Raw genomic sequence first — 25,202 nt, 5'->3', positions numbered from 1 at the left:
CGGGCGCGGCGCCCGTGTTCTCCCCCTCCCTCAGGCACCGCCTCGGCGCCCTCCTGCTCGTCCTCGGCGTATGGCTCCAGGCCCTGGCGCCGGGCCTGGCCCTCGCCCGGCTCGCGCCCGACCCCCTCGCCGGGGCGATCCTCTGCGGCCACACGGACGCCCGCGCCGTCGCGTCGGAGGACGAGGCGCCGGCCGCCTGCCCCGCCTGCCCGTTCTGCGCCGGCATCGCCACCGCGCCCTTGGTTCCGACCGGCCCCGCGCTTCCCCGCCGCACGCGCTGGCACGCCGTGGCCTGGGCGACGCCGCCCCCGTGCCGATCCCTGCGCCGGCCCCGTCCGCCCGGCCAGCCCCGCGCCCCACCCCGTCGCGTCCGATCCCACCCCATGCCCCTCACCGATCGATCGGACCCGTCATGCTTCCCGTTTCCAGAACCCTGCGCCTCGGCGCCCTCCTCACCCTCCCCGGCCTGAGCCTTCCGGCCCAAGCCCAGAACACCGTCACCCTCGATGAGGTCTCCGTGGTGGGCGACGGCACCGGTGCCCCCCCCGGTCGCGGTGGTTTCGGCGTCACATCACCGCCCGGCTCGGCCCCGAGCGTCATCGAGAACCCGGTCGGCCAGATCGTCACGCCGATCAGCCGCGAAACCACCATCGCCAACCGCCCGGCGACGAGCATCGGCTCCGTGCTGCTCGATTCCCCCGGCGTCACCGTGCGCCAGGGCAACGGCGCGCGCGACGTCGTCATCTCGATTCGCGGCAACAACGCCCGCTCCACGGGCGTGACCAAGAACACCGTCGTGCTGGAGGACGGCTTCGTGCTGACCCAGCCCGACGGCGCGGCACGGTTCGACCTCGTCGACCCGCGCGCCTATTCGCGCATCGACGTGTTCCGGGGGCCGCAATCGGCCCTGTTCGGCAATTACGCGACGGGCGGGGCGATCGCCTTCCGCACCCGCATGGGCCGGGAGATCGACGGGTACGAGATCGGCACCGACGCGGGCAGCTTCGGCTACCTCAGCAACTATTTCACCGTCGGCGGCGTCAGCGGCCCCATGGAGATCAGCCTGTTCGCGAGCGATGTCCGCGCCAACGGCTACCAGGACCACTCGTCCTACAACACCCAGACGGTGAACCTGCTGGCGAGCTACACGCCGACCCCCGACAATCGCTTCACTCTCAAGGTGATCAACAACGACCTCCAGGCCAACATCCCGGCGCGGGCCTCCCTGAACCAGTACCGCATCAACCCCTACCAGCGCGGCTGCGCCTCGGCCGCCACGGCGGCACCCGGCTGCGTCGTCTACACCTTCGCCAACAACGGCGCCTTCGGGGCGACGACGCCCGTGACGGCGGGCGAAGTCGGCCTGCGCCGGGACGACCGCCGCACCATCGTGGCCCTGCGCTGGGAGCACGACATCGACGCCCGGACCACCTGGCGTAGCCAAGTCGGGTTCGACGAGCGCAACTACGACCAGCCGTTCTACACCAGCGCGGGGCGCGGCAGCCTGCCGTCCTACAACGTCCTCAGCGACATCACCCACCGCTCGGAGATCTTCGGGCTGCCGGCGGTGAGCTACGCGGCCCTTAGCTTCAGCGCCCTCGACGCCCACGCCACCACCTTCAACCTGCGGCCCCTGGCCGGTCCGGCGCTGGGCGCCCTCATCGGCGATCAGACCGCCGTGCAGACCAATCTCGGCGGCCGCGCCCGGACCGAACTCGCCCTGTCGCCGGACTGGACCGGGGTGCTCGGCATCAGCGCCGAGAACACCACCATCACGGGCGAGAACCGCGCCTACGCGTATTCCGCCGCCGGCCGCACGGTCACGCAGGCCCTGGCCGACCGCAGCTTCCTCAACGTCGCGCCCGAACTCGCCCTGGTGTATCGCCCGAACACCGAATGGGCGTTCCGGGGCCGGGCGGCCACGGGCTACACCACGCCCGCCGTCGGCAACCTGTTCGTCACCCCGGCGGGCGTGCCGGGCAACAACACCCAACTGCGGACCCAGGAGAATCTCGGCTTCGACCTCGGTACCGACTGGACGCCGTGGGAGACTCTGCGCCTGTCCGTCACCGGCTTCTACGAGTTCTTTCGCAACGAGCTCGTGTCGCAGAGCCCCGGCGCCGGGCTCCCGTCCTACACCTTCAACGCCCCGGCCTCCGAGCATCGCGGCATCGAGGTGGCGGCCGATTGGGCGTTCGGCCCGGGCTGGCGCGCGACGCTCGCCTATACGTTCGACGATCAGGTCTACACCCGCTACGTCGAGCAACTGAGCGCCGGGCGCTTCACCGCGCGGTTCGACCGGGCCGGCAAGGCGCTGCCGGGCGTGCCCGCGCATCAACTCCTCGCCCGCCTCGGCTACGAGCAGGTCGGCGGTCCTCTGTCCGGTGTCGGCGGCTTCGTCGAGGTGGTGGCGCAGGACGGCTTCTTCATCGACAACGCCAACAGCCTGAAGGCGCCGGGCTACGCCCTCGTCAACGCCAACGTCCACTACGTCACCGACCTTCCGGGCGGCTATGCCAAGCGCCTCAACCTCTATGTCGAGTGCCGCAACCTGTTCGACCGGACCTACGCCGCCTCGGTGCAGAACCTCGCCAACGGCCTCGGCGCCACCACGGGTCTGCCCACCACGGCGGCGTCCCTCGCCAACGTCACGGGCTCGATCTACGCGGGCGCGCCCCGCACCGTGGTGGCCGGCATGAAGCTGTCGTTCTGAAAACGCCAGCGCGGTTAACGGGGTGTTTCACGGGAAACACCCCGCCCCCGAGCGACCCGGATCGCGGCAGACCGCAAGATCACGTTTTCGGGGGCGGCACGGGGCCTTACGGACAAAGGCGCCCCACCGCCCTAGATCGCGTCGATCGGGCCTCCCGCGCCCGGATGACGACCGCTTCAGAGTCGTGCCGGCCGGACGGGGCGCCGGCAGAGGGTCCCGTATGCTGCGCCGCTCCTTCCTCCTCGCCGCCATCCTCGCTCCCATTCTCACGGCCCCCGCCCGCGCCGGGGAGGTGGTGCCGTTCGAGGCCGAAGCCTTCGCGGCGGCGCAGGCGGCGGGGCGGCCGATCCTCGTCGAGGTCAGCGCCCCGTGGTGTCCGATCTGCAAGACGCAGAAGCCGATCCTGGCCCGGCTCGCGGCGGAGCCGCGCTTCAAGGACCTCGTGATCTTCGACGTCGATTTCGACAGCCGCAAGGATGTGCTGCGCCGCCTCGACGCCCGCATGCAGAGCACGCTCATCGCCTTCAAGGGCGCCGCCGAGACGGGTCGCTCCGTGGGGGAGACCCAGCCGGAATGGATCGAGGGGCTTCTCGAAAAGACGCTCTGACGCCGTGGCCGCCTCCCTCGGCCTCGCCTTCCTCGCCGGGCTGCTGTCGGTGCTGTCGCCCTGCGTGCTGCCGCTGCTGCCCCTCGTGCTGGGCGCGGCGGTCTCCGAGCATCGGTTCGGGCCGGTGGCCCTCGCCGGGGGCCTCGCGCTGGCCTTCGTGGCCATCGGTCTGTTCGTCGCCACCATCGGGTTTTCCATCGGCCTCGACACCGATGTGTTTCGAAAAATCGCCGCCCTGCTTCTCGTGGCGCTGGGCCTCGTTCTGCTGATCCCCGCCGCGCAGACCCGGTTCGCCGCCGCCGCCGGCCCCCTGGCGGATCGGGCGCAGGCCCGGTTCGGCGGCCTCTCCACCGCCGGCCTCGGCGGCCAGTTCGGCGTCGGCCTGCTGCTCGGCGCCGTCTGGAGTCCCTGCGTCGGCCCGACCCTCGGAGCCGCCGCCCTCCTCGCCGCACGGGGCCGGGACCTCCCGACGGTGGCGCTCACCATGATCCTGTTCGGATTGGGCGCCGGCCTGCCGCTCGCCCTCCTCGGCGCCCTGTCGCGGACGACGCTGCTGGGTTGGCGCGATCGGATGATGCGCCTCGGCCGGGGACTCAAGGCGGCCTTCGGGCTGATCCTCGCCGCGACGGGCCTCGCCATCCTGACGGGCCTCGACAAGGCCCTGGAGACGGCCCTGGTCGCGGCTTCGCCCGACTGGCTCACGGCCCTGACGACGCGGTTCTGAACCGATGCTCCGTCGGGGCGGCGGGCACAAAAAACCCTCCGGTGGGACACCGGAGGGATTCGTCGTCAGGCTATGCAAGGCGCCTCATTCGGCCGCGTGCATCACCGGCATCGTGGGCGCCAGCGGCAGCTCGGAGGCCAGCGGCATCGGGTTGCCGCCCAAGGCCGCCGCGAGCTTGGCCTCGTCGACCTCGCCCTCCCAGCGGGCGACGACGATGCAGGCCACGGCGTTGCCGATGAAGTTGGTGAGCGCGCGGCACTCAGACATGAAGCGGTCGACGCCGAGGATGAGGGCCATGCCGACCACCGGCACCGAGGGGACCACCGCGAGGGTCGCCGCCAGGGTGATGAAGCCCGAGCCCGTGACGCCGGCGGCGCCCTTCGAGGACAGCATCGCCACGAGGAGCAGCAGGGCCTGCTCGCCGTAGGTCAGCGGGGTGTCGGTGGCCTGGGCGATGAACAGGGCCGCCATGGTCATGTAGATGTTGGTGCCGTCGAGGTTGAACGAGTAGCCGGTGGGGACCACGAGGCCGACGACGGGCTTCGAGCAGCCGGCACGCTCCATCTTCTCGAGGAGCGACGGCAGGGCGGACTCGGACGACGAGGTGCCGAGCACGAGGAGCAGCTCCTCCTTGATGTAGCGGATGAGCTTGAGGATCGAGAAGCCGTTGTAGCGGGCGACGAGACCGAGCACGCCCAGCACGAAGATCGCCGAGGTGAGGTAGAAGGCGCCCACCAGGTAGGCGAGGTTGGCGAGCGAAGAGATGCCGTACTTGCCGATGGTGAAGGCCATGGCGCCGAAGGCGCCGATGGGGGCGACCTTCATGATGATGTGGACGACGCCGAACACGGCTTCCGACAGGATCTTGATGAAGTCGAGCACCGGCTTGCCGCGATCACCCAGGAAGGCGAGGCCGAAGCCGAACAGCACCGAGAAGAACAGCACCTGCAGGATCTCGCCGCCCGCGAACGCCCCCACCGCCGTCGACGGGATGATGTTCATGAGGAAGTCGGTGATCGTCTGCGTCTTCGCCTTCTCGGCGTAGAGGGCGATCGCCTTCGGGTCCAAGGACTTCGGATCGATGTGCATGCCCGAGCCCGGCTGCACGAGGTTCGCCACGATCAACCCGACGATGAGCGCCAGGGTCGAGAAGGTGAGGAAGTAGAGGAGCGCCTTGCCGCCGACGCGGCCGACCTTCTCGAGGTTGGTCATGCCGGCGATGCCGGAGACCACGGTGAGGAAGATCACCGGCGCGATGATCATCTTGACGAGCTTGATGAAGGCGTCGCCGAGCGGCTTCATGTCCGCGCCGATCTGCGGATAGAAGTGGCCGAGCGCGATGCCGATGGCCACCGCCACGAGAACCTGGAAATACAGGGTGCGGTAGATGGGCTTCGGCTTGGGCGGAGCGTGCGGGGCGGTGAGGGGTGACGGTACGGCGGCCATGGGCGTTCTCCCGGTTGAGCGTTGAGAAAAGCCGGTTGGGAGCGGGATGCCCCGCTCCGTCCGGCTCTGATTTCGACCGGAGGGACACCCCGGCCTCGAGCCCCGCATTGGCTGCAGGGCTGTGTTTCGCCAAGAGAATGGCAACCGCCGTGCCAGAGTGGGAAGCCGGGGAACCTTTCGTTAACACGTTGATTCGAGGCTTGTTTTTTCGATGCCGCGCGTGAGCCGTCCGGAGTCCGATCCGAAAACCCGCACGGGGTTCGGCAAAGCCGTGCGGGTTTTCGCACGCCGTTGCGCCCGGCCGTGACGCGGCCCGATCCCATCGAACGCGCGGCGGCGCGACGGCGCGGCCTCGCCTGGGGCCTGAGCCTCGTCGCCATGCTGTTCGCCGCCTGGATCGCCGGGCGCATGGCCGAGCGCTGGGCGCTGGCCGACCTGCGCCGCACCGCCCGCGCCACCCTGGCGCTCCAGGTCTCGGCGCTCCATGCCGAGATGCAGCGGCAGGCTTCCCTCCCCCTGGCGCTCGCGGCGGACCCCGAGATCGCGGCGGTGGCGGGGTTGTCCCTGTCGCAGGACCTCGTGGCGCGGGTGAACCGGCGTCTGGCCGAAGTGGCGCGGGATACGGGGGCGGCGGTGATCTACGTGATCCGCCCGGACGGTATCACCGTGGCGGCGAGCAACGCGGAGGAGGAGCGCAGCTTCGTCGGCCGCGACTATGCCTTCCGCCCGTATTTCCGTCAGGCCGTGGCGACGGGGTCGGGATCGCAATTCGCCCTGGGCACCGTCAGCGGCCGGGCCGGGCTCTACCTCGCCCGGCGGATCGGCGGCACCGGCGGCGTCGTGGTGGTCAAGATCGAGTTCGACGGCGTCGAGGCCGCGTGGCGGGCCGGGGGCGACGGCGTGTTCGCGGCCGATGCCCGGGGCATCGTCCTCGTGGCGAGCGATCCGGCGTGGCGGTTTTCCACCCTGCGGCCCCTCGACGAGGCCGAGCGCCGGCGCATCCGCGAGGCCCTCGAATTCGGCGCGGCGCCCCTCACGGAGATGCCGCTCCATCCCGTTCCCGGCGCCGCCGACCTCGTGCGGGTCGGCCGGGGGGCGATACCGGCCCGCACGGCGCTGGCCCTCGACGCGCCGATCCCCGGCACGGAATGGCGCCTCCACACCCTGACGCCCACGGGCGGCGCCGTTGAGCGCGAGCGGGCGCAGGCCTGGATCATCGCCGCCCTCGTCACCGGCTCGGCCTGCCTCGGCCTCGCGACCCTGGTGGAACGGCGTCGGCAGCAGCGCAGGAGCCTCGCCGAGGCCGCGGCCCGCCGCAACGAACTCGAAGGCCGCGTGGCGGAACGGACCCTCGCCCTCACGGACGCCAACCGGTTGCTGCGCCTCGAAATCGAGGAACGCGAGCGCGTGGAGGCCGAGCGCCAGCGGGCGGAAGCCGAGCGCGAGCGCCTCGGGCGCGAACTCGCCCAGGCCGGGCGCCTCGCGGCGCTCGGCCAGTTCGCCGCCAGCATGGCCCACGAGATCAACCAGCCGCTCGCCGCCATCCGCTCCTATGCCGACAACGCCGCGATCCTCATGCAGCGCGGGCGCAACGCGGAGGCCGCCGAGAACACCGTGGCCATCGGCCGCCTCACGGACCGCATCGGCGGCCTCACCCGCCAGCTCAAGGGCTTCGCGCGGCGGGCCTCGGTTCGGCGCGAACCCGTGGCCCTCGACGCGATCCTGCGCAACAGCCTCGAACTGGTCGAGGGCCGGGCACGGGCCGCCGGCATCCCCCTCGTCGTCGAGGCGGCGGAGGGGCTCCACGTGCTCGGCGACGGGCCGCGCCTCGAACAGGTGCTCGTCAACCTGCTGCAGAACGCCCTCGACGCCGTGGCGGGCCGCCCCGACGCGCAAGTCACCGTGCAGGTGGCGCGGGCGGGCGACCGGGTGATCCTCGCGGTGCGGGACACCGGCCCCGGCCTGCCGGAGGCGATCCGGGCCCAGGTGTTCGATGCGTTCTTCACCACGAAGGCGGACGGCCTCGGCCTCGGCCTCGCCATCGCGCGCGGCATCGTCGAGGATTGCGGGGGAACCCTGACGGCAGCGGACGATCCGGCGGGCGGGGCGGAATTCCGGCTGGACCTCGCCCAGGCCCCCCGGGAAAACGGGTCGGCCCCGGCCGGGCACCCGGCGGTGGCCGGGCACGAGGAGGCAGAGGCGTGAGCGAACGGGACGACGGGCGGCCCTCGCCCGAACGGGTGGTGTTCATCGACGACGAGGAGGAGGTCCGCCGGGCCAATTGCCAGAGCCTCGAACTCGACGGCTTCACCGTCGAGGCGTTCGGGGCCGCGGGTCCCGCCCTCGCCGCCATCATGGCCGATCCGCCCGGCCTCGTCGTCACCGACGTGCGCCTGCCCGACCTCGACGGGGTGGCCCTGTTCGCGCGCCTGCGCGCCCTCGATCCGGACCTGCCCGTCATCCTCATCACCGGCCATGGCGACATCCGCATGGCGGTGAGCGCCATGCGCGACGGCGCCTACGACTTCCTCGCCAAGCCCTATCCGGCCGAAAGCCTCATGGCCTCGGCCCGGCGCGCCCTGGAGCGCCGCCGCCTCGTCCTGGAGAACCGCGCCCTGCGCGCCTCCCTCGCGGCGGCCGTGGAGGAGGACCCGGCCTTCCTCGGGGTCTCGCCCGAGATGGTGCGCCTGCGCGGCCTCGTGCGCGAGGTGGCGCAGGCGGATGTCGACGTGCTGGTGTTCGGCGAGACGGGGTCGGGTAAGGAGGTGGTGGCGAGCGCCCTGCACCGCTGGAGCCGGCGGGCGCGACGCAACTTCGTCGCCATGAATTGCGGGGCGCTGCCCGACAGCGTCGTCGAGAGCGAGCTGTTCGGCCACGAGGCCGGGGCCTTCACGGGCGCCCTCAAGCGCCGGGTCGGGCGCATCGAGCACGCCCAGGGCGGCACCCTGTTCCTCGACGAGATCGAGAGCATGCCGCTCACCCTTCAAGTGAAGTTCCTGCGCGTGTTGCAGGAGCGCTCCGTCGAGCCCCTGGGCACCAACGAGATCCGCACCATCGACATGCGGGTGGTAGCGGCCACCAAGGTCGATCTCGGTCAGGCATCGGCGCAGGGCACGTTTCGCGACGACCTCTATCACCGCCTCAACGTCATCACGATTCCGATCCCGCCCCTGCGGGACCGGCGCGAGGACGTGATGCTGCTGTTCCAGGAATTCCTGACCCGGGCCGCCGCCCGCTTCGGCCGCGAGGCGCCCCCCATCACCCCGGCCGTGCGCGATCACCTGCGCCGCCACGACTGGCCCGGCAACGTGCGTGAACTCGGCCACTTCGCCGAACGCCACGCCCTCGGCTTTGCCCGCTCCGAGTCCGCCCCACCGGAAGCCGCCACCGCCGGAACCCTGGCCGAACAGGTCGACCGGTTCGAGCGCGGCCTCATCCGCGAGGAGCTGTTCATGGCCGGCGGCGACGTGCGGCTGGCCGCCGAATCCCTCGGCACCCCGCGCAAGACCCTCTACGACAAGATCGCCCGCCACGGCCTGACGCCGACGGATTATCGGTAGGCCGGCGCCCGACGGCGCCCGCCCCTGCCGCGTCGGCACGGCAGGACTTCAAAGACACTCACCGGACTTGCCATCCGGATCAGCGCGCCGATGACAGTCTTCGGACGATCCAGACCTGAGAGCATCGGCAACAATCGAACAGATCCGCAAGATCACATCAAGAAACGCCACATCTCGATCGCGTATCGAGACGCTCGAAGGCAAACCATGTCTGGCCGATTCATTCGGTCTCCGGCAGGCGCGGGCCCCTCTCGTCTCAGGAGCGAGAGCCGGTTGCGTCTCGCTGATCCAAGGCGATCGAACGGAGATCGCACCAGACGTCGGATGAGCTTTCCAGTGCCGCATCAAGTCTTAACATGATTAGTAAATCTATAATCATTTTGTGATGATTTCGTTACAATCCAGTTCCAGTCCTCCGGAAAGTGGCGCCTCCATGAAAGCCCTCGGCAACCTCAGCCTACTGGTCAAGATCGCCATTCCGCTGATCGTCACGACCCTGGTGTCCGTCGGACTCGTCGCCTACGCCCGGTCGGCACTGACCGATCTCGCCCACGGGACCCGCGCGATCACGCAGAAGCAGGCGGCGCGGCAGGCTCACATCCTCAACCTGCAGATCGCCGTGACGGAAGCCACGGTCCAGAACCGCAACATCCTGATCGAGACCGACCCCGCCAAGATGAGCGGCTTTCAGGCCAAGCAAGCCAAGGCGATCCAGGCGAGCTACGCCGCGCTGGACCGTCTCGTGGCCCTCGAGGATTCCGCCGAGCGGACGGCGGCCAATCAACAGATCCGGGCGGCCCTGGATGAGTATTACCGCCTCGCCGAACGGTCGACCGCCCTCGGCCTGAAGGGTGAAGCCGTCGAGGCCATGAAAGTCGCCCAGGAGCAGGCGGCCCCCCGCCGCGCGAAGCTGCGTGCCGAGACCGAACGCCGGGCGGCCGTCATCGAGGCGCAGCTCAAGACGGCATCGGACGAGGCCGAGGCCCTCGCGGCCTCGACGACCACCCTCCTCATGGTGGCGACGACCGTTGGCCTCCTGGCCGCCCTGGCCCTCGCCGCCGCCATCGTCGTGCTCGGGGTCGCGCGGCCGATCACCCGCATGGCGACCTCCATGGATCGCCTCGCGCGAGGCGACCTCGACATCCCCACGGAGGGCATCGAGCGCCGGGACGAGGTGGGGCTGCTGGCCCGCTCCCTGCGGGTGTTCCGGGACAACGCCGTGACGGCCCGCCGCCTCGCCGCCGAGCAGCAGGTGGAGAGCGAGGCCAAGATGCGCCGCGCCGAGGTGCTCGACGGCCTGACCAGGCGCTTCGAATCCAACGTCTCGGCCCTGACCCAGGGGCTGGCCGGCGCGGCGACCGAGATGGAGGCCACCGCCCAATCCATGTCCGCCACCGCCGAGCAGGCGATTCAGCAGGTGACGTCCGTGGCCGCGATGGCGGGTCGAACCTCCGGCAACGTCCAGACGGTGGCGGCCGCCAGTGAAGAGATGTCGGCCTCGATCCAGGAGATCGTCTCCCAGGTCGGCCAATCCTCCACCTTCGCCAGCCGGGCCGTCGACGACACGCGGCGGACGGAAACCGCCGCCCAGAAGCTCTCCGAAGTCGCCGACAGCATCACCGAGGTGGTCGGCATGATTCAGACCATCGCGGGCCAGACGAACCTGCTCGCCCTCAACGCCACCATCGAGGCCGCGCGGGCCGGCGAGGCGGGCCGGGGCTTCGCCGTCGTCGCCACCGAGGTGAAGGAACTGGCCGGCCAGACGGCGCGGGCCACCGAGGACATCCGCCACAAGATCGACGAGATCCAGGCCGTCACCGGCGAGGTCGTCGGCGATATCGGCCGCATCGGCAAGACCATCGCCGAGATGTCCGCCTTCTCCTCCGGCATCGCCGCCGCCATGGAGGAGCAGAGCGCCGCGACCCAGGAAATCGCCCGCAATACCCAGGAGGCCGCCACGGGCACCCGCGGCGTCACGGGCAATATCGAGCATCTCCGCGCCGGGGCCGGAACGACGGGGGCCGCCGCCACCCAGGTGCTCGGCGCCGCCAAGGAACTGGCGCGGCATTCCGAGAGCCTCGGCCACGAGGTGAGGCGCTTCCTCGCCGAGGTGAAGGCGGCCTGATCCGCGAGCCTCCCGGTTCGAGGCGAAAGCCGGTCCCCTCCCCTATCCGAAGAGGGGACCCGTCGCGTCCGACCGATCCGAGACGCGGCCGGAGCCCCTCTCACGCGGCCTTGCGGGTGCCCTTGGCCTTGGCGCCCGTCCGCCCCTTCGAGGCGGTCTTGCCCTCGTCCGCGTCGTCGCCCTCGTCCGTCTCGTCTGCGTCCGCGTCGTCCTCGCCCGCCTGGTCGGCCTCGGAATTGAGGGTCTCGGCGATCTTCGACAGCAGGGCGTCGGTCTTCTTCTCCTCTTCGAGGGTCTCGTCGAGGAGCGCCACGGCCTCCTCGTAGCCGAGCTGCCCGGCCCAGGTCTTCAGGGTGCCGTAGCGGGCGATCTCGTAATGCTCGACGGCCTGGGCGCAGGCGGCGAGCACCGCGTCGGCGGCGGGGCTTCCGGCGAAGTCCTCGAGATCCTCCTCCATCTCCGACACGATGCCCTGCATCGCCTCGCAGGTCTTGGCCCGGGCCGGCTTGCCGATGATCTCGAACACCTGCGTCAGGCGCTCGACCTGTCCGGCGCTCTCCTCCGCATGGGTCTCGAAGGCCTGGCGCAACTCGTCGTTCTCGGCGGATTTCGCCGCCTTTTTCAGAGCCTTCACGGATTGCTTCTCGGCGTAATAGACGTCCTTCAGGGTCTCGTAGAAGGCGTCGTTCAGCGTCTTCGTCTCGGCAGCCATGGTCACGCCTCGTCTTCAAGAGATTTTACGGAACGTAAAATCCAATACAGGTTAAGAAAATCGAGTGATTTTCCGAGCGATCGGCGCCGGAAAGTCTTTCCATCCAGCGTCTTCCTCGGGCCGTTCGGGCAGAGAACGTCGCCCGAATGCATCGGCTCCCGACGATATTTTTGGACTGAGCCGGAACAAGGTTTCGGTGCCGCCTGACGGCGGCGGCCCGGCCCCGACCCATGCGCGGCGCGCGCGCGTGTCGTCCCGGCGGCCCGCCTTGCAATCGCCCGCCATTTCGGGAGAAGCGCATGGGACCGCACCAAGCGTGGCCGTCGCGGACGGCCCGGCTTGGCGCCGATCGTGCATCCTTTCCCAACCCGCTCCCCGATCGCCGGTCCGCACCGCCCATGACCGATCCTCACCCGACCCGCCCGGCCCCCCGCCGCCCCGCCCGGACGGCCATGTCGCTGCGCGGGGCGACCCCGCCATGCGGGGCGCAGCGGTGAGCGAACTCGACGACTGGGCCGAGCGCCGGCGCCTCGCCGAGCAGGCGCGGGGCGAGCGGCCCTGGTCCCTGTGGGGGCCGTATCTCGCCGAGCGGCAATGGGGCACCGTGCGCGAGGATTACAGCCGCGACGGCGATGCGTGGCGCTCCCTGCCCCATGACGAGGCTCGCTCGCGCGCCTATCGCTGGGGCGAGGATGGGCTGGCCGGACTCTGCGACGAGCGCGGACACCTGTGCCTGTCGCTGGCCCTGTGGAACGGGCGCGACCACATCCTGAAGGAGCGCCTGTTCGGCCTCACCAACGCGGAGGGCAACCACGGCGAGGACGTGAAGGAGGTCTACCACTACCTCGACGCGGTCCCGAGCCACGCCTACCTCAAGATGCTCTACCGCTATCCGCAGGCGGCGTTTCCCTATGCGGAGCTCGTGGCGGAGGGCCGCCGCCGGGGCCGCGACGAGCCCGAATACGAGATCGAGGACACGGGCGTCTTCGACGGGATGCGGTTCTTCGACATCACGGTGGAATACGCCAAGGAGGATGCCGACGACATCCACGCCACCATCACGGCGGTGAATCGCGGCCCCGAGGCGGCCGATCTCCACCTCGTGCCGCAACTCTGGTTCCGCAACACCTGGTCGTGGAAGGAGACGGAGCGCCCGCGCCTGGAGATCGGCGACGACGGCGCCGTCGCCTGCGCGCATCCGCGCCTCGGCCCCTACCGCCTCACCTTCGACGGGGCGCCCGAGGTGCTGTTCTGCGAGAACGACACCAATCTGCGCCTGCACGGCTGGCAGCCCGAAGCGCCCGGTCCGTTCAAGGACGGTCTCCACGCGGCCATCGTGAACGGCGACGAATCCGCCATCCGGCGCGACGGCGGCACCAAGCTCGGCCTGCACTATGCCTGCCGCCTCGCCCCCGGCGAGACCCGCCGCGTTTCCCTACGCCTCGCCGCCGGCCGGCGCCCGCGCCCCGTCGACCGCGAGGGCGCCATCCTGCACCGCCGCATCGCCGAGGCGAACGCCTTCTACGACGGCCTCCAGGACGGCATCCGCGATCCGGACGCGCGGTCGATCTTCCGGCAGGCCGCCGCCGGGCTGATCTGGTCGAAGCAACTCTACACCTACGACGTGCGCCTGTGGCTCAAGGGCGATCCCCTGCAGCCGACGCCGCCGGGGGAGCGCGACGGCGGCCGCAACACCCAATGGCGCCACTTCGCGGCGGCCGACGTGCTCTCCATGCCGGACACCTGGGAATATCCCTGGTTCGCCGCCTGGGATCTCGCGTTCCAGTGCCTGCCGCTCGCCCTCCTGGATCCGGATTTTGCGAAACGCCAGCTGCTGCTGCTCACCCGCGAATGGTACATGCACCCCAACGGCCAGCTGCCCGCCTACGAGTGGGAGTTCGGCGACGCCAACCCGCCGGTCCATGCCTGGGCGGCCTACCGGGTGTTCGAGATCGACCGCGACCGGCGCGGCGGGCGCGGCGACCTCGCCTTCCTGGAGGGCGTGTTTCACAAGCTCCTCATCAACTTCACCTGGTGGGTGAACCGCAAGGACGCCGACGGCCGCAACGTGTTCCAGGGCGGCTTCCTCGGCCTCGACAATGTCGGGGTGTTCGACCGCTCGCGCCCGCCCCCGGGCTTCGGCCGCATCCACCAGGCCGACGGCACCGCCTGGATGGCGATGTACGCCCTCAACATGATGCGCATCGCCCTCGAACTGGCGTTGCACAACGACGTCTACGAGAGCACCGCCTCGAAGTTCTTCGAGCATTTCCTCCTCATCGCCGAGGCCATGACCGACATGGGCGGCGAGGGCGGCGGCGAGGGCTTCGGCCTCTGGGACGAGGAGGACGAGTTCTACTACGACGAGGTCGATATTCCGGGCGGCGGCATGCTCCCGTTACGGGTGCGCTCCGTCGTCGGCCTCGTGCCGCTCTTCGCCGTGGAGGTGATCGAGCCCTCCGTGCTCCAGCGTCTGCCCGATTTCTCCCGGCGGATGAACTGGGTGCTGGAGCACCGGCCGCATCTGGCCTGCCTCGTCTCGCGCTGGACCGAGGGCGGGGTGGGCGACCGCAAGCTCCTGTCGCTCCTGCGCGGCCACCGCATGAAGGCGCTGCTGCGGCGGATGCTCGACGAGGCCGAGTTCCTCTCCGACCACGGCATCCGCTCCCTGTCCCGGGCGCATCTGGAGCACCCCTACGCGCTCGACGAGTTCGGCGCCCGGTTCACCGTGCGCTACGACCCGGCGGATTCGACCTCGAACATGTTCGGCGGCAATTCGAACTGGCGCGGCCCCGTGTGGATGCCGCTGAACTACCTCATCGTCGAGGCGCTTCGCCGCTTCCACACCTATTACGGCGACGACTTCGTGGTGGAGTATCCCACGGGTTCGGGCACCTCCCTGACGCTGGCGGCCATCGCCGATGCCCTGGAAGACCGCCTCATCGGGCTGTTCGCCAAGGACGCGGATGGGCGCCGCCCGATCTTCGGGACCCGCGAACCGATCCCCACGGCGCCGGGCGAGGACGACGCCCTGCTGTTCCACGAGTTCTTCGACGGCGACACCGGCCGGGGTCTCGGCGCCTCGCACCAGACCGGCTGGACCGCCCTCGTCCTCAACCTCCTCCACCACCGGGCGCGCCGGCCCGGGGCTCCGGACGAGGCGTTGCCGTGACGACGGGAACGGCCCGGTCGACCACCGGGGCGCTCTCCTTATTCAATCATCGGGGCGGTCAGGCATTATAATACAAATCATCATTCGAACTAGTCGTTGGTTTTTGGTCGAATAGGTACTTGATTTCCTTTTTTATAAATATTCATTGAGGATATCTTCACGGATCGACCGATAGCATAGGCTGTCTTCGGTTGGACGACGCTCCGGGCGCCCAACCTGACTGCGAGAAGTGAGCGATGAAGTCAGCCTACGTCCTTGGTCCCATCATGGGGGGCCTGTCCCTGCTCGGCCCGACGGCCGTCCAGGCCAATGACGATGTCCTGCAGCACACGGCCAACCCGGCCGAGCAGGTGCTCCAGACCGTCGATTACGGCAACACCCGCTATTCCAAGCTGGACCAGATCAACGCCGGCAACGTCAAGCAGCTTCAGGTGGCCTGGACGTTCTCGACGGGCGTTCTGCGCGGTCACGAGGGGTCGCCCCTCGTCGTCGGCAACATGATGTACGTCCACACCCCCTTCCCGAACATCGTCTACGCCCTCGACCTCGACAAGGACGGCGTGATCGTCTGGAAGTACGAGCCGAAGCAGGACCCGTCGGTGATCCCGGTCATGTGCTGCGACACGGTCAACCGTGGCCTCGCCTATGCCGACGGCGCCATCATCCTCCACCAGGCCGACACCACCGTCGTCTCCCTCGACGCCAAGTCGGGCAAGGTGAACTGGTCCGTCGTCAACGGCGACCCCAAGGCGGGCGAGACCAACACCGCCACCGTCCTGCCCGTGAAGGACAAGATCGTCGTCGGCGTCGCGGGCGGCGAATACGGTGCCCGCTGCCACGTGACCGCCTACGATTCCAAGACCGGCAAGAAGGTGTGGCGCGGCTACTCCGTCGGCCCCGACAAGGACCTGCTGGTCGATCCGGAACAGACCACGGCCCTCGGCAAGCCGATCGGCAAGGATTCCTCGATCAAGACCTGGGAAGGCGACCAGTGGAAGACCGGTGGCGGCTGCACCTGGGGCTGGTTCTCCTACGATCCCAAACTCGACCTGATGTATTACGGCTCGGGCAACCCCTCGACCTGGAACCCGGTTCAGCGGCCGGGCGACAACAAGTGGTCCATGACCATCTGGGCGCGTAACCCCGACACCGGCATGGCCAAGTGGGTCTACCAGATGACCCCCCACGACGAGTGGGATTACGACGGCATTAACGAGATGATCCTCACGGATCAGAAGGTCGACGGCAAGGAGCGTGCGCTCCTGACCCACTTCGACCGCAACGGCTTCGCCTACACCCTCGATCGCGCCACCGGCGAGCTTCTGGTCGCCGAGAAGTACGATCCCGTGGTGAACTGGGCCTCCAAGATCGACATGGACAAGGGCTCGAAGACCTACGGTCGCCCGATGGTCGTCGAGCGCTATTCGACCGAGCAGAACGGCGAGGACACGAACTCCAAGGGCATCTGTCCGGCCTCCCTCGGCAGCAAGGACCAGCAGCCTGCGGCGTTCTCACCGAGGACCGGCCTGTTCTATGTCCCGGGCAACCACGTCTGCATGGATTACGAGCCGTTCCGGGTGTCCTACACGACGGGACAGCCCTATGTCGGCGCGACCCTGGCCATGTACCCGGCCCCCTACAGCCACGGCGGCATGGGCCAGTTCACGGCCTGGGACAACCTCAAGGGCAAGATCGTCTGGTCGAACCCCGAGCAGTTCTCGGTGTGGTCGGGGGCGCTGGCCACCGCCGGCGACGTGGTGTTCTACGGCACCCTCGAAGGTTACCTGAAGGCCGTCGATGCCAAGACCGGCAAGGAACTCTACAAGTTCAAGACCCCGTCGGGCATCATCGGCAACGTGATGACCTACCAGCACAAGGGCAAGCAATACGTGGGCGTCCTGTCGGGTGTCGGCGGCTGGGCCGGCATCGGCCTCGCGGCCGGCCTGACCGACCCGAATGCCGGTCTCGGCGCCGTCGGCGGCTACACGGCCCTGTCGCAATACACCAACCTCGGCGGCCAGCTCACCGTCTTCGCCCTGCCGGAGTAAGCGCGCCTCTCGCGCCCCCCGCCCCTGGAGGACCCTCGCCCGGAAGACGACGGCGCGGCGGGGGGGGGTTCGCGAGAGACACGCACACCGACCCGACGGCTCCCACCCCGGATCGGTGCGCGTGAGAAGCCAGGGACCGCCGCCGCGAGCCTTCGTGGCGGTGGTCCAATGCCCGGCCCGGCCTCGGAGCGACGGCACGGGCCACGGGGGCGTTAAGCTTCCGTCCAGCATGGGGCGGATAGACTGGCCCCATGCGCTCCCTGCTCGTTGCCGTCCTGCTCTCCTCCGCGACCGCCGCTTCGGCGGGACCGCTCGATCTCTTCGGCGGCATCCCCGACGCCCCCGGCGTGGTGCAGGGCGGGTCCTTCGGCCTCACGGGGAACGACTACTGGACGCAACGCGGCGGTGCCGTCGCCCCCGCGATCCGGACGAAGCAGCACGCCAAGGCGCGCCCCCGCCACGCGACGGGCGACAAGCGTCCGCCCCGATCCTGAGATCGGCCGCTCGCCCACACTCGGGGCGAAGAGCCGCAGCAGGCATTCGAGGATGGGGACAAGCCCTCACGACCGCCGAAGCGGGCCAATATCGCTGAAAATGTCGAAGGGGGGACCGTCACCGCGACCGGTGAAGGGGTCGGTTTCCTGAACCGAATGGCGCGCCCGAAAGGATTCGAACCTCTGACCCTCAGATTCGTAGTCTGATGCTCTATCCAGCTGAGCTACGGGCGCCGATCCACCGCCATGCAGGCGTGGATGTATGACACCTGACCCACCTGTGATGGCGGATGAGGTGGTTGGAATGGCGCGCCCGAAAGGATTCGAACCTCTGACCCTCAGATTCGTAGTCTGATGCTCTATCCAGCTGAGCTACGGGCGCGTGCCGGGCCGGATGTCTCGGTGAGACGCGCCGGCCGTGAGCAGGTGTCTAAAAGGTCCGTTTCGGGCTGGCAACCCCTTTCCGCCAAGTTTTGCGCGCCAAGTTTTGCGGGCAAAGCGACGGAGGGTTCAGGGAAGGGCCAGGGCCGGAAGGGGCGCGGTGCGGGCGTGGCCGCCGCGGGCCGGGCGGGGGGCGAGGACGACCTCCTGGCGCTCGCGGGCGATGTAGGCCGCCGGCATCCGCGCCTGCATCTCGCCCTCGATCCGGCGCAGGGTGTCGTCCGTGTGGCAGGGATGGAGATGGGTGATCGCCAGGGCGGCGACGCCGGCGGCCTCGGCGAGTTCCACGCCCTTCTGCCAGGTCGAGTGGCCCCAGCCCCGGCAGACCGGATACTCGCCCTCCGTGAACATGCCGTCATAGACCATGAGGTCGGCGCCGCGCACGAAGTCGCGGAGGGCCGGATCGGGCCAGGGATCGGAATGCTCGATGTCGCTGATCACGCACAGGCGCCGGCCGGCATGGTCGAAGCGGTAGCCCACCGAACCCTGGGGGTGATTGAGCAGGATGGTGTCGACCCGCACGCCGTCGGCGAAGGTCAGGGTCTCGCCGGCCCGGAAGCCGTGGTGGACGAGGCTGCAGGGCAGGACGTCGAGGCTGACGGGAAACAGGGGCGGCGAGAACAATCGGTCGAAGGCGGCTTCGGCGCTTTGCCCGTCGAGGTTGCCGCACCAGGTGTTGATGGTGCGTTTGGGGTCGAGCACCACGGGTTTGAAGAACGGCAGGCCGGCGGTGTGATCGAGGTGGAGGTGGCTCAGCAGCAGGTCGATGTCCTGGGGCAGGCCATCCTGGGTGAGGCACCCCTGGGGCGAAGCCTCCCGGTGGTGCCGGCCGCAGGCATTGAGGCCCGAGCCCGCATCGAGGAGGAACAACCGTCCGCCGCAGCGGATTTCCATGCAGGGGGTCGCGCCGCCGAACTCGACGTAGTCCGGTCCGCTGACCGGAGTGGAGCCGCGCACGCCCCAGAAGCGGAGGGTGAGGGCATCGGGCGACCGGATCGGGAGTGTCATGGTTCGCTTACCAATCGGCCCGGCCTCCGTGGGGTCCGGGGCCTCTCGCCGCGCGCATCCGCTTTCGGTCGCACCGGCGGCCGGCAGTGTGACAGGAATTGTCTTGAACGAGTCTGAGGTAGTCAGCCCCTCCCGCCACCGATGTGCGGGGCCGCACATGGTCTCGTGGGAACGCTCGGCGTGGTCACGGCCCCGGGCGTCCCGTCCCCGGGTCATCGATGGGCGAGACGACCGGCCTCCGCCGCCAAGGCCGGCTCCTCGCCGATGGGGAGGCGCGACGGGGCCTGGGTGAGTTCGGCGCGGACGAGGCGCGGCAGGCTGTCGGCATAGGCGGTCAGCAGCGGGGCGAAGCGGGTGTCGGGCGCCTGCGACAGATGGGCCGAGCGCGCGAAGGCGAGGCGTAGCTCCGGCCCGACCCAGCGCGACCACACGGCCTCGGCGACGGGGAGCGGCCGGGGCCGGGCCGGAATTACCACCACCTCCTGCCCCGCATAGGCCAGGGCCTCGGGCCGGCTGACCTCGCCGAGCGACCCGCCCTTGGCCGCGAAGGCGGCCCAGAAGGCGTGCTGGCCGCCATCGGAATAGGTGGTGCGCACGGCGGCACTCCCGTACTCCACCGCCTGCGCGATCTTGGCCTCCTCGTCGGCCCGGTAGGCGGCGACGCGGGCCTCGCGGGCGGGGTCCTTGTCCGGCGCGAAACTGTAGCGGCCCGCGACCACGCTCACCACGGGCTCCTCGCCCAACGCCTCGAACCGGTCGGAGCCGGCTTTCAACTGGCGCCAGAAGTCGATGTTCGGGTCGGTGCGGTGGCGGGCCATGTTCTGAGCCGTCATCCGGAACGGGTAGGATTGGAACTGGAACGCCGCCTGCCCCCCGGCGAAGGCCTCACGGGCGATGGCGTAGATCTCGCCCACCACGGCATCGGTCATGGCGAAGCAGCCCATGGACGAGCACACGCCGTGCACCATCACGGCCGAGCCGGTGGAGCCGTGGGCGCGGTCGTAGGCGTTGGGGTAGCCGACGTCGAACGAGAGGTAATAGCTCGAATTCGGGTTCATCTGCCGCCGGGCGACGGTGTAGAATCCCTCCGGGGTCTGGCGGTCGCCGGTCTTCTTCTTCGGCCCGAGCTGGCCCGACCAGCGGCAGATCGGGAACGTCTTCACGTGGACGAAGCGGCCGGAGGCGGCCCGCTTCCACACCTCGATCTCGCTCTCCTTCTTGTAGGCGCGAAACAGCACCGGTGCCGCGGCCGTGGTGCCCTTGGCGTGCATCAGGGCCAGGGTGGCGGCCGGGATCGGCGCGAGGGCCTTGCCCGCCTCGGCGCGCACGGGCGCGGCGAGGCCGCCCGCGAGGAGAACGGCCAGGAGGTGGGTGCGGAGGGACGAGACCATGCGGGCCTGGAAAGGGCACCCCGTCCGGCGCGGATGCCGTGCGAGTGCGAGCGTGGTCATGGGTATCGCACGGCATTGGGGCCGCAATAGGGGCATTCGCCCCTGGATCCGGAGGTCTTCTTCTGGAGGTCTTGCCCTCACCCCGCCGTCGAGAGAATCAGGGGGCCGTTGCGGGTGGCCACGATGGTGTGCTCGTACTGCACCGTGAGGGCGCGGGGGCGGCTGTAGAGGGTCCAGGGGTCGTCGCCGTCGTCGGCGAAATCGGCGCCGAGCGACAGGAACGGCTCGACGGTGAAGACCAGCCCCTCCCGCATGATCCGGCGCTCGGAGGCGTCGGGCCAGGTGGCGATCTCCTTCGGCTCCTCGTGCAGGGACAGGCCGACGCCGTGGCTCGCGAGGTTGCGCACGAGGGTGTAGCCGTTCTTTTTCGCGAAGGCGCCCACCGCCCGGCCGATGCCGGAGAGCGGCCGGTCCGCGCCGACCTCGCGCAGGCCCACCCACAGGGCGCGGCGCCCGTCGCGGCACAGGCGCGCCACGGCCCGCGTCACCGGCGGCACGGGAAACGACGCGCCGGTATCGGAGAAGAACCCGTCCTTCTCGGCCGAGACGTCGATGTTGACGAGGTCGCCGGGCCGGATGCGGCGGTCCCCCGGAATTCCGTGGGCGATCTCCTCGTTGATGCTGATGCAGGTGGCGCCGGGAAAATTGTAGGCGAGTTCCGGGGCCGGGCGGGCCCCGGCGGCATCGAGGTGGGCGCGGCCGATCCCGTCGAGTTCGCGGGTGGTCATGCCGGGCTCGATGGCCCGGCCCATGGCCTCCAGGGTTTCGGCGACGATGCGGCCGATGCGCTTCAGGGCCGCCAAGTCGTCGTCGTTCGACACCGTCATGCCAAGGGTCCGTTCCGAGGGTCCGTTACAGGGGTCCGTGCGCGCGGGATGGGAAACCCCGGTTCTGCCATTCGGGAAGCCACCGGCAAAGCCCGTGCCGACCGAAAGGGGCTGGACCGCGCAACCGGTTCGCGCCACGACGGGTTTCCCGCCCACCCCGTCCGCAAGAAGCCCAAAACATCCATGTGCGAACTGCTCGGCATGAGCGCGAACGTGCCCACCGACATCCGGTTCTCCTTCGCCGCCCTGGCGCGGCGCGGCGGCGAGACCGGCCCGCACGCCGACGGCTGGGGCATCGCCTTCTACGAGGGCCGGGGCGCGCGCGCCTTCCACGAGCCGGAGCCGAGCGCCCAGTCGGAGCTGGCCCGTCTCCTGCGGCGGATGCCGATCAAGAGCCGCATCGTCATCGCGCATGTGCGCAAGGCCAATCGCGGCCGGGTCAACCTCGAGAACACCCACCCGTTCAGCCGGGAATTGTGGGGCCGGCGCTGGACCTTCGCGCACAATGGCCAACTCAAGGGCGTGAAGAAGTGGCCGCTGGCCTGGTTCAAGCCGGTGGGCTCCACGGACAGCGAGCACGCCTTCTGCTGGATGCTCGACCAGTTGCAGGAGCGCTGGCGCGACCTGCCGAGCCCGACCCGCCTCGACCGGGCGGTGGCGGATCTGTGCGCCGAACTCAACACCCTGGGGGTGTTCAACATGCTGCTCTCGGACAGCCGCACCCTCTACGCCCATTGCGGTAAGCGCCTGTGCTACCTCACCCGCCGCGCGCCCTTCGGCACCGCCACCCTGGTGGACGAGGATTGGCGGGTGGATTTCGCCCAGGAGACGGGCGCCGACGACGTGGTGACGGTGATCGCCACCAAGGCGCTGACCCGCGACGAGTGCTGGACCGACGTGGAGCGCGGGCACGTCCTGGTCCTGCGGGACGGCGCCGTGCACGTCCTCACGCCCACCGGCCGGAAGGTGGCGCCTCCCTGCGAGGGCTGATCCGGGATTCCGAGGGGTTTCCTTCGGCGGGGGGCGGGCGGCGCCCGGCATCCTCTCCAAGGCCCGCCGTTCGAGGCCCGTTTTCTTGGGATCGTTTCACGAAATCCTTACGGAAACCTGGGCCGGGATGCGTGCCCGGTCGGGATGCGCTACAAGGCGGACCAAGATGGGTGTCGCGCGCCGCCCCGCGCCGGATGCCCCCCCGCGATCGATCAGACCACCGAGAGCCATGACCCGCGACGCGACCGAGACTGCCCCCACCCTCGACGCACCGGCGGATGCGAGGCCCAACCTGTCGTCCAACATCCGGACGCATCTGGGCGAGCACCTGCGCACGGTCTACGACCGCCTGCCCACGGAGGAGCAGCCGAGCCGCTTCGCCGAACTCATCGCGCAACTCGAAGCGGCCCTGAAGGCGCGCGGCGAGGCCATCGAGCCCGAGTTCCGCAACGGTCTGCTGGCCGCCGTGCCGTCCCTGCGCGCCTTCGCCCTATCCCTGACGAGCAATCCGGCCCGTTCCGACGATCTGGTGCAGGATACGCTGCTGAAGGGCTGGCAGCACCGCGCCCGGTTCCAGCCGGGCACCAACCTCAATGCGTGGCTGTTCACGATCCTGCGCAACATCTTCTACTCGGACCACCGCAAGCGCGTGCGCGAGGTCGAGGACCAGGACGGCTCCTATGCCGCCCGCCTCGCCACGGCCCCGCATCAGGGCGACCGCCTCGACGTCGAGGATTTGCAGACGGCTCTGGCCAAGCTCCCGCCGGACCAGCGCGAGGCCCTGATCCTCGTGGGCGCCGAGGGGGTGTCCTACGAGGAGGCCGCCTCCATCATGGGCTGCAAGGTCGGCACGGTGAAGAGCCGCGTCAGCCGCGCTCGCGGGCGCTTGGCCGAGCTCCTGGGCTACGACGAGGAGGACCTGTCCTCCGATCGCCTGATCCAGTCGGCGATGCCGAAGGACGTGTGAGGCCGGGTCCGAATCGGGGCCTGCGAACGGTCGATCCACCGCCGCGGCACGGGGATGCGAAGGGGGGATCGACCGTTCCGCGCGCTGGGAAGCCGAAACGGCACCGGTCGCAGTCGCGAGGCTCGCATCCGAACTTCGTTTGATGCTTTCGGAATGGCGGCGTTCGGCTTCGCGCATGCGCCGCGCGGGCTGATCCAGTGCCCGCCTTCATCAAGCGGACGCCGTGGATCGGGGCAGCCCGTCGCAAGTCCGGCCCTTTCTCTGGGAAGACGAGGCGATTGCATGAGCCGCTCGCCGCAGATCGGCATCCCGCGAAAGGCGGACTAGCCTATCCAATCCAGAACGTAGATCTCTTCAGAATAGTGAAATCCTGTCACGAGAAAGCACGCCGAAATCATAACTTAAAGCCTATTTTTACCAACCCTCGAGGCGCATAACACACGATTGAGACTGGAAACTGCAATCATAACAAATCTATGACAGCCAACAACAAGAGACGCGAAGGATTCTCTGTCCCAAATTGGGATATAGATTAAAGCAACAGCCGCCAAGTCGGACATTCCGTCTAACTTTTTCTTGACTGAACGACGTGTAATGTCCGTGCGCTCCAAAAACGGAGCGTAACGATCAGAACGGATCGAGCACTATGTCCACCGGCATCACCCTCTCGGCCGCCACCCGCGCGAACCTGCTCTCGCTGCAGGGCACGGCCGACCTCCTCGCCACGACCCAGAACCGCCTCGCCACCAACAAGAAGGTCAACTCGGCCCTCGACAACCCGACCAACTTCTTTACGGCCGACAGCCTGTCGAGCCGCTCGGCCGGCCTCTCGAAGCTGCTCGACGGCATCTCCAACGGCATCCAGGCGATCCAGACCGCCAACACCGGCCTGACCAAGCTGCAGGGTCTCACCGACCAGCTGAAGTCCGTCGCCCAGCAGGCCCTGTCCTCCGCGAACGCCTTCTCCACCAAGGCGACCAACACCTCCGTCGCCCTGACCGGCGCCACCGCCTCCAACCTGCTCTCCACCGGCCCGACCCAGGCCGTTTCCGACACCGCTCTCGGCGTCGCCGGGACCGCCGTCGCCGCGGTAGCCCAGGCCGGCCCCGCTTATGGCAATGGCGTTGCGAGTGCGACCGCTCCGGGCACCTTCACAACCCTGACAGTCGACCGGACGGTGACGCTCAACGGCAAGGTCATCAACCTCGCCGGCGGGGATACGATCGACGTGGCCGTGGGCAAGATCAACCAGCAGAGCGCCATCACCGGCGTGACCGCATCGTACGCCGGCAACAGGATCACCCTGACGGGCGGCAACGACGGCGCTCAGTTCACCTACAGCGCCTCCAGCACTGAGACGGGCTTCAACCCCGCGACGAACCTCACGGACAATGGCGCCGGTGCCGCTTCCACCAACGTCACCATCAACGGCACCGACATCGCCATCGCCACCGGCTCGACCATGGCCCAGGCCATGGCCGCCATCAACGCTTACACCTCGATCACCGGCGTCACGGCGACGAATGCCGGTAACAGCATCCGCCTGACGGGCCCCGCCGACGGCGGTAAACTCACCCTCAGGAGCGGCACGGGCAACCAGGCCGGCTTCGCCAACCTTATCTCCAACAGCCCCGGAACCTTCCACCCGACGGACACCACCCTGGCGATCTCCCTCGGCTTCACCGCCGGCGACAGCTTCACGGTGAACGGCCAGTCGGTGAGCGTGGCCGCCGGCGAGACCCTGACCTCGCTCGCCCAGAAGGTCACCGTCGCCACCAACGGCACGGTCTCGGCCACGTTCGACGCGACGAACCGGAAGTTCAACTTCACGGCCGCCGATTCGAGCACCGGCATCACCCTCGGCAACGGCTCCACCGCCACCGCCCTGGTGTCCAACCTCGGCTACAGCGTCGGCAA

At 69.4% G+C, this 25,202-nt stretch carries 18 protein-coding genes and 2 tRNA genes; 13 read left to right on the top strand and 7 right to left on the bottom strand.

Annotation, left to right across the window (positions count from 1 at the left end; translation table 11 throughout):
* The first annotated feature begins 14 nt into the window (after positions 1-14).
* The 4 genes from BM249_RS14630 to BM249_RS14615 all read left to right on the top strand — a co-directional run bounded on the left by BM249_RS14630 (position 15) and on the right by BM249_RS14615 (position 4,044).
* Complete coding sequence (locus BM249_RS14630) at positions 15-470, top strand: hypothetical protein (RefSeq protein ID WP_091973097.1); 456 nt, start codon at positions 15-17, stop codon at positions 468-470.
* A complete protein-coding gene (locus tag BM249_RS14625; RefSeq protein ID WP_091973094.1) occupies positions 413-2,713 on the top strand; it encodes a TonB-dependent receptor family protein in 2,301 nt (766 codons plus the stop codon). Before BM249_RS14630 ends, BM249_RS14625 begins: the two co-directional genes overlap by 58 nt.
* A gap of 220 nt (positions 2,714-2,933) precedes the next feature.
* The gene (locus BM249_RS14620; protein ID WP_091973091.1) at positions 2,934-3,320 is read left to right on the top strand and encodes a thioredoxin family protein; all 387 of its coding nucleotides are present in this window, start codon (positions 2,934-2,936) and stop codon (positions 3,318-3,320) included.
* Positions 3,321-3,324: 4 nt separating this feature from the next.
* Positions 3,325-4,044, top strand: a complete 720-nt coding sequence (locus BM249_RS14615) for a cytochrome c biogenesis protein CcdA (protein WP_091973088.1) — start codon at positions 3,325-3,327, stop codon at positions 4,042-4,044.
* Positions 4,045-4,128: 84 nt separating this feature from the next.
* Here the strand turns inward: BM249_RS14615 and BM249_RS14610 are convergent, their stop codons facing one another.
* Positions 4,129-5,490, bottom strand: a complete 1,362-nt coding sequence (locus BM249_RS14610; RefSeq protein WP_091973085.1) for a dicarboxylate/amino acid:cation symporter — start codon at positions 5,488-5,490, stop codon at positions 4,129-4,131.
* Positions 5,491-5,793: 303 nt separating this feature from the next.
* Here BM249_RS14610 and BM249_RS14605 point away from each other — a divergent pair, with 303 nt between their 5' ends.
* From BM249_RS14605 to BM249_RS14595, 3 genes are all read left to right on the top strand, one after another.
* Entirely contained in the window at positions 5,794-7,695 is a 1,902-nt protein-coding gene (locus BM249_RS14605) for an ATP-binding protein (protein ID WP_425284832.1), read from the top strand.
* Positions 7,692-9,050 (top strand): sigma-54-dependent transcriptional regulator, encoded by a 1,359-nt coding sequence (locus BM249_RS14600; protein WP_091973082.1) that lies wholly within the window; start codon positions 7,692-7,694, stop codon positions 9,048-9,050. The genes BM249_RS14605 and BM249_RS14600 overlap by 4 nt, the downstream gene beginning before the upstream one ends.
* Before the next feature lie 433 nt (positions 9,051-9,483).
* Positions 9,484-11,175, top strand: coding sequence for a methyl-accepting chemotaxis protein (locus BM249_RS14595; RefSeq protein WP_091973079.1), 1,692 nt, complete (start codon positions 9,484-9,486; stop codon positions 11,173-11,175).
* 100 nt (positions 11,176-11,275) lie between these two features.
* On the opposite strand, the gene BM249_RS14590 is transcribed toward BM249_RS14595, so the two are convergent.
* Complete coding sequence (locus tag BM249_RS14590; protein WP_091973076.1) at positions 11,276-11,887, bottom strand: YciE/YciF ferroxidase family protein; 612 nt, start codon at positions 11,885-11,887, stop codon at positions 11,276-11,278.
* A 478-nt stretch (positions 11,888-12,365) separates the two neighbouring features.
* Here BM249_RS14590 and BM249_RS14585 point away from each other — a divergent pair, with 478 nt between their 5' ends.
* The 3 genes from BM249_RS14585 to BM249_RS14575 all read left to right on the top strand — a co-directional run bounded on the left by BM249_RS14585 (position 12,366) and on the right by BM249_RS14575 (position 17,601).
* Complete coding sequence (locus tag BM249_RS14585) at positions 12,366-15,059, top strand: MGH1-like glycoside hydrolase domain-containing protein (RefSeq protein ID WP_177232425.1); 2,694 nt, start codon at positions 12,366-12,368, stop codon at positions 15,057-15,059.
* Positions 15,060-15,295: 236 nt separating this feature from the next.
* Positions 15,296-17,107: a methanol/ethanol family PQQ-dependent dehydrogenase gene (locus tag BM249_RS14580; protein ID WP_091973073.1), complete on the top strand. Its 1,812-nt coding sequence runs from the start codon at positions 15,296-15,298 to the stop codon at positions 17,105-17,107.
* A 251-nt stretch (positions 17,108-17,358) separates the two neighbouring features.
* Positions 17,359-17,601, top strand: coding sequence for a hypothetical protein (locus BM249_RS14575; protein ID WP_091973070.1), 243 nt, complete (start codon positions 17,359-17,361; stop codon positions 17,599-17,601).
* Positions 17,602-17,758: 157 nt separating this feature from the next.
* On the opposite strand, the gene BM249_RS14570 is transcribed toward BM249_RS14575, so the two are convergent.
* The 5 genes from BM249_RS14570 to map all read right to left on the bottom strand — a co-directional run bounded on the left by BM249_RS14570 (position 17,759) and on the right by map (position 21,328).
* Positions 17,759-17,835: transfer RNA gene (locus BM249_RS14570), tRNA-Arg, on the bottom strand.
* 71 nt (positions 17,836-17,906) lie between these two features.
* A tRNA-Arg gene (locus BM249_RS14565) sits at positions 17,907-17,983 on the bottom strand.
* A gap of 128 nt (positions 17,984-18,111) precedes the next feature.
* Positions 18,112-19,050 (bottom strand): MBL fold metallo-hydrolase, encoded by a 939-nt coding sequence (locus tag BM249_RS14560; protein ID WP_091973067.1) that lies wholly within the window; start codon positions 19,048-19,050, stop codon positions 18,112-18,114.
* A gap of 212 nt (positions 19,051-19,262) precedes the next feature.
* Positions 19,263-20,441 carry a L,D-transpeptidase family protein gene (locus tag BM249_RS14555; protein WP_091973064.1) on the bottom strand — a complete coding sequence of 393 codons (1,179 nt, stop codon included), beginning with the start codon at positions 20,439-20,441 and terminating at the stop codon, positions 19,263-19,265.
* A gap of 137 nt (positions 20,442-20,578) precedes the next feature.
* A complete protein-coding gene (map, locus tag BM249_RS14550; protein WP_091973061.1) occupies positions 20,579-21,328 on the bottom strand; it encodes a type I methionyl aminopeptidase in 750 nt (249 codons plus the stop codon).
* A gap of 183 nt (positions 21,329-21,511) precedes the next feature.
* On the opposite strand from map, the gene BM249_RS14545 reads away from it, so the two are divergent.
* The 3 genes from BM249_RS14545 to BM249_RS22155 form a co-directional block, all read left to right on the top strand.
* Positions 21,512-22,318, top strand: coding sequence for a class II glutamine amidotransferase (locus tag BM249_RS14545; protein WP_091973058.1), 807 nt, complete (start codon positions 21,512-21,514; stop codon positions 22,316-22,318).
* Positions 22,319-22,547: 229 nt separating this feature from the next.
* Complete coding sequence (locus BM249_RS14540; RefSeq protein WP_091973055.1) at positions 22,548-23,285, top strand: NepR family anti-sigma factor; 738 nt, start codon at positions 22,548-22,550, stop codon at positions 23,283-23,285.
* Between the two features lie 646 nt (positions 23,286-23,931).
* Positions 23,932-25,202 (top strand): flagellin hook IN motif-containing protein (locus BM249_RS22155; RefSeq protein ID WP_280142681.1); only part of this gene is annotated, 1,271 nt, incomplete at its 3' end.

Source organism: Methylobacterium gossipiicola (assembly GCF_900113485.1).
Taxonomy (GTDB): domain Bacteria; phylum Pseudomonadota; class Alphaproteobacteria; order Rhizobiales; family Beijerinckiaceae; genus Methylobacterium; species Methylobacterium gossipiicola.
The sequence above is the reverse complement of the archived record's forward strand: the minus strand, read 5'-3'. Positions and strand labels throughout refer to the sequence as shown.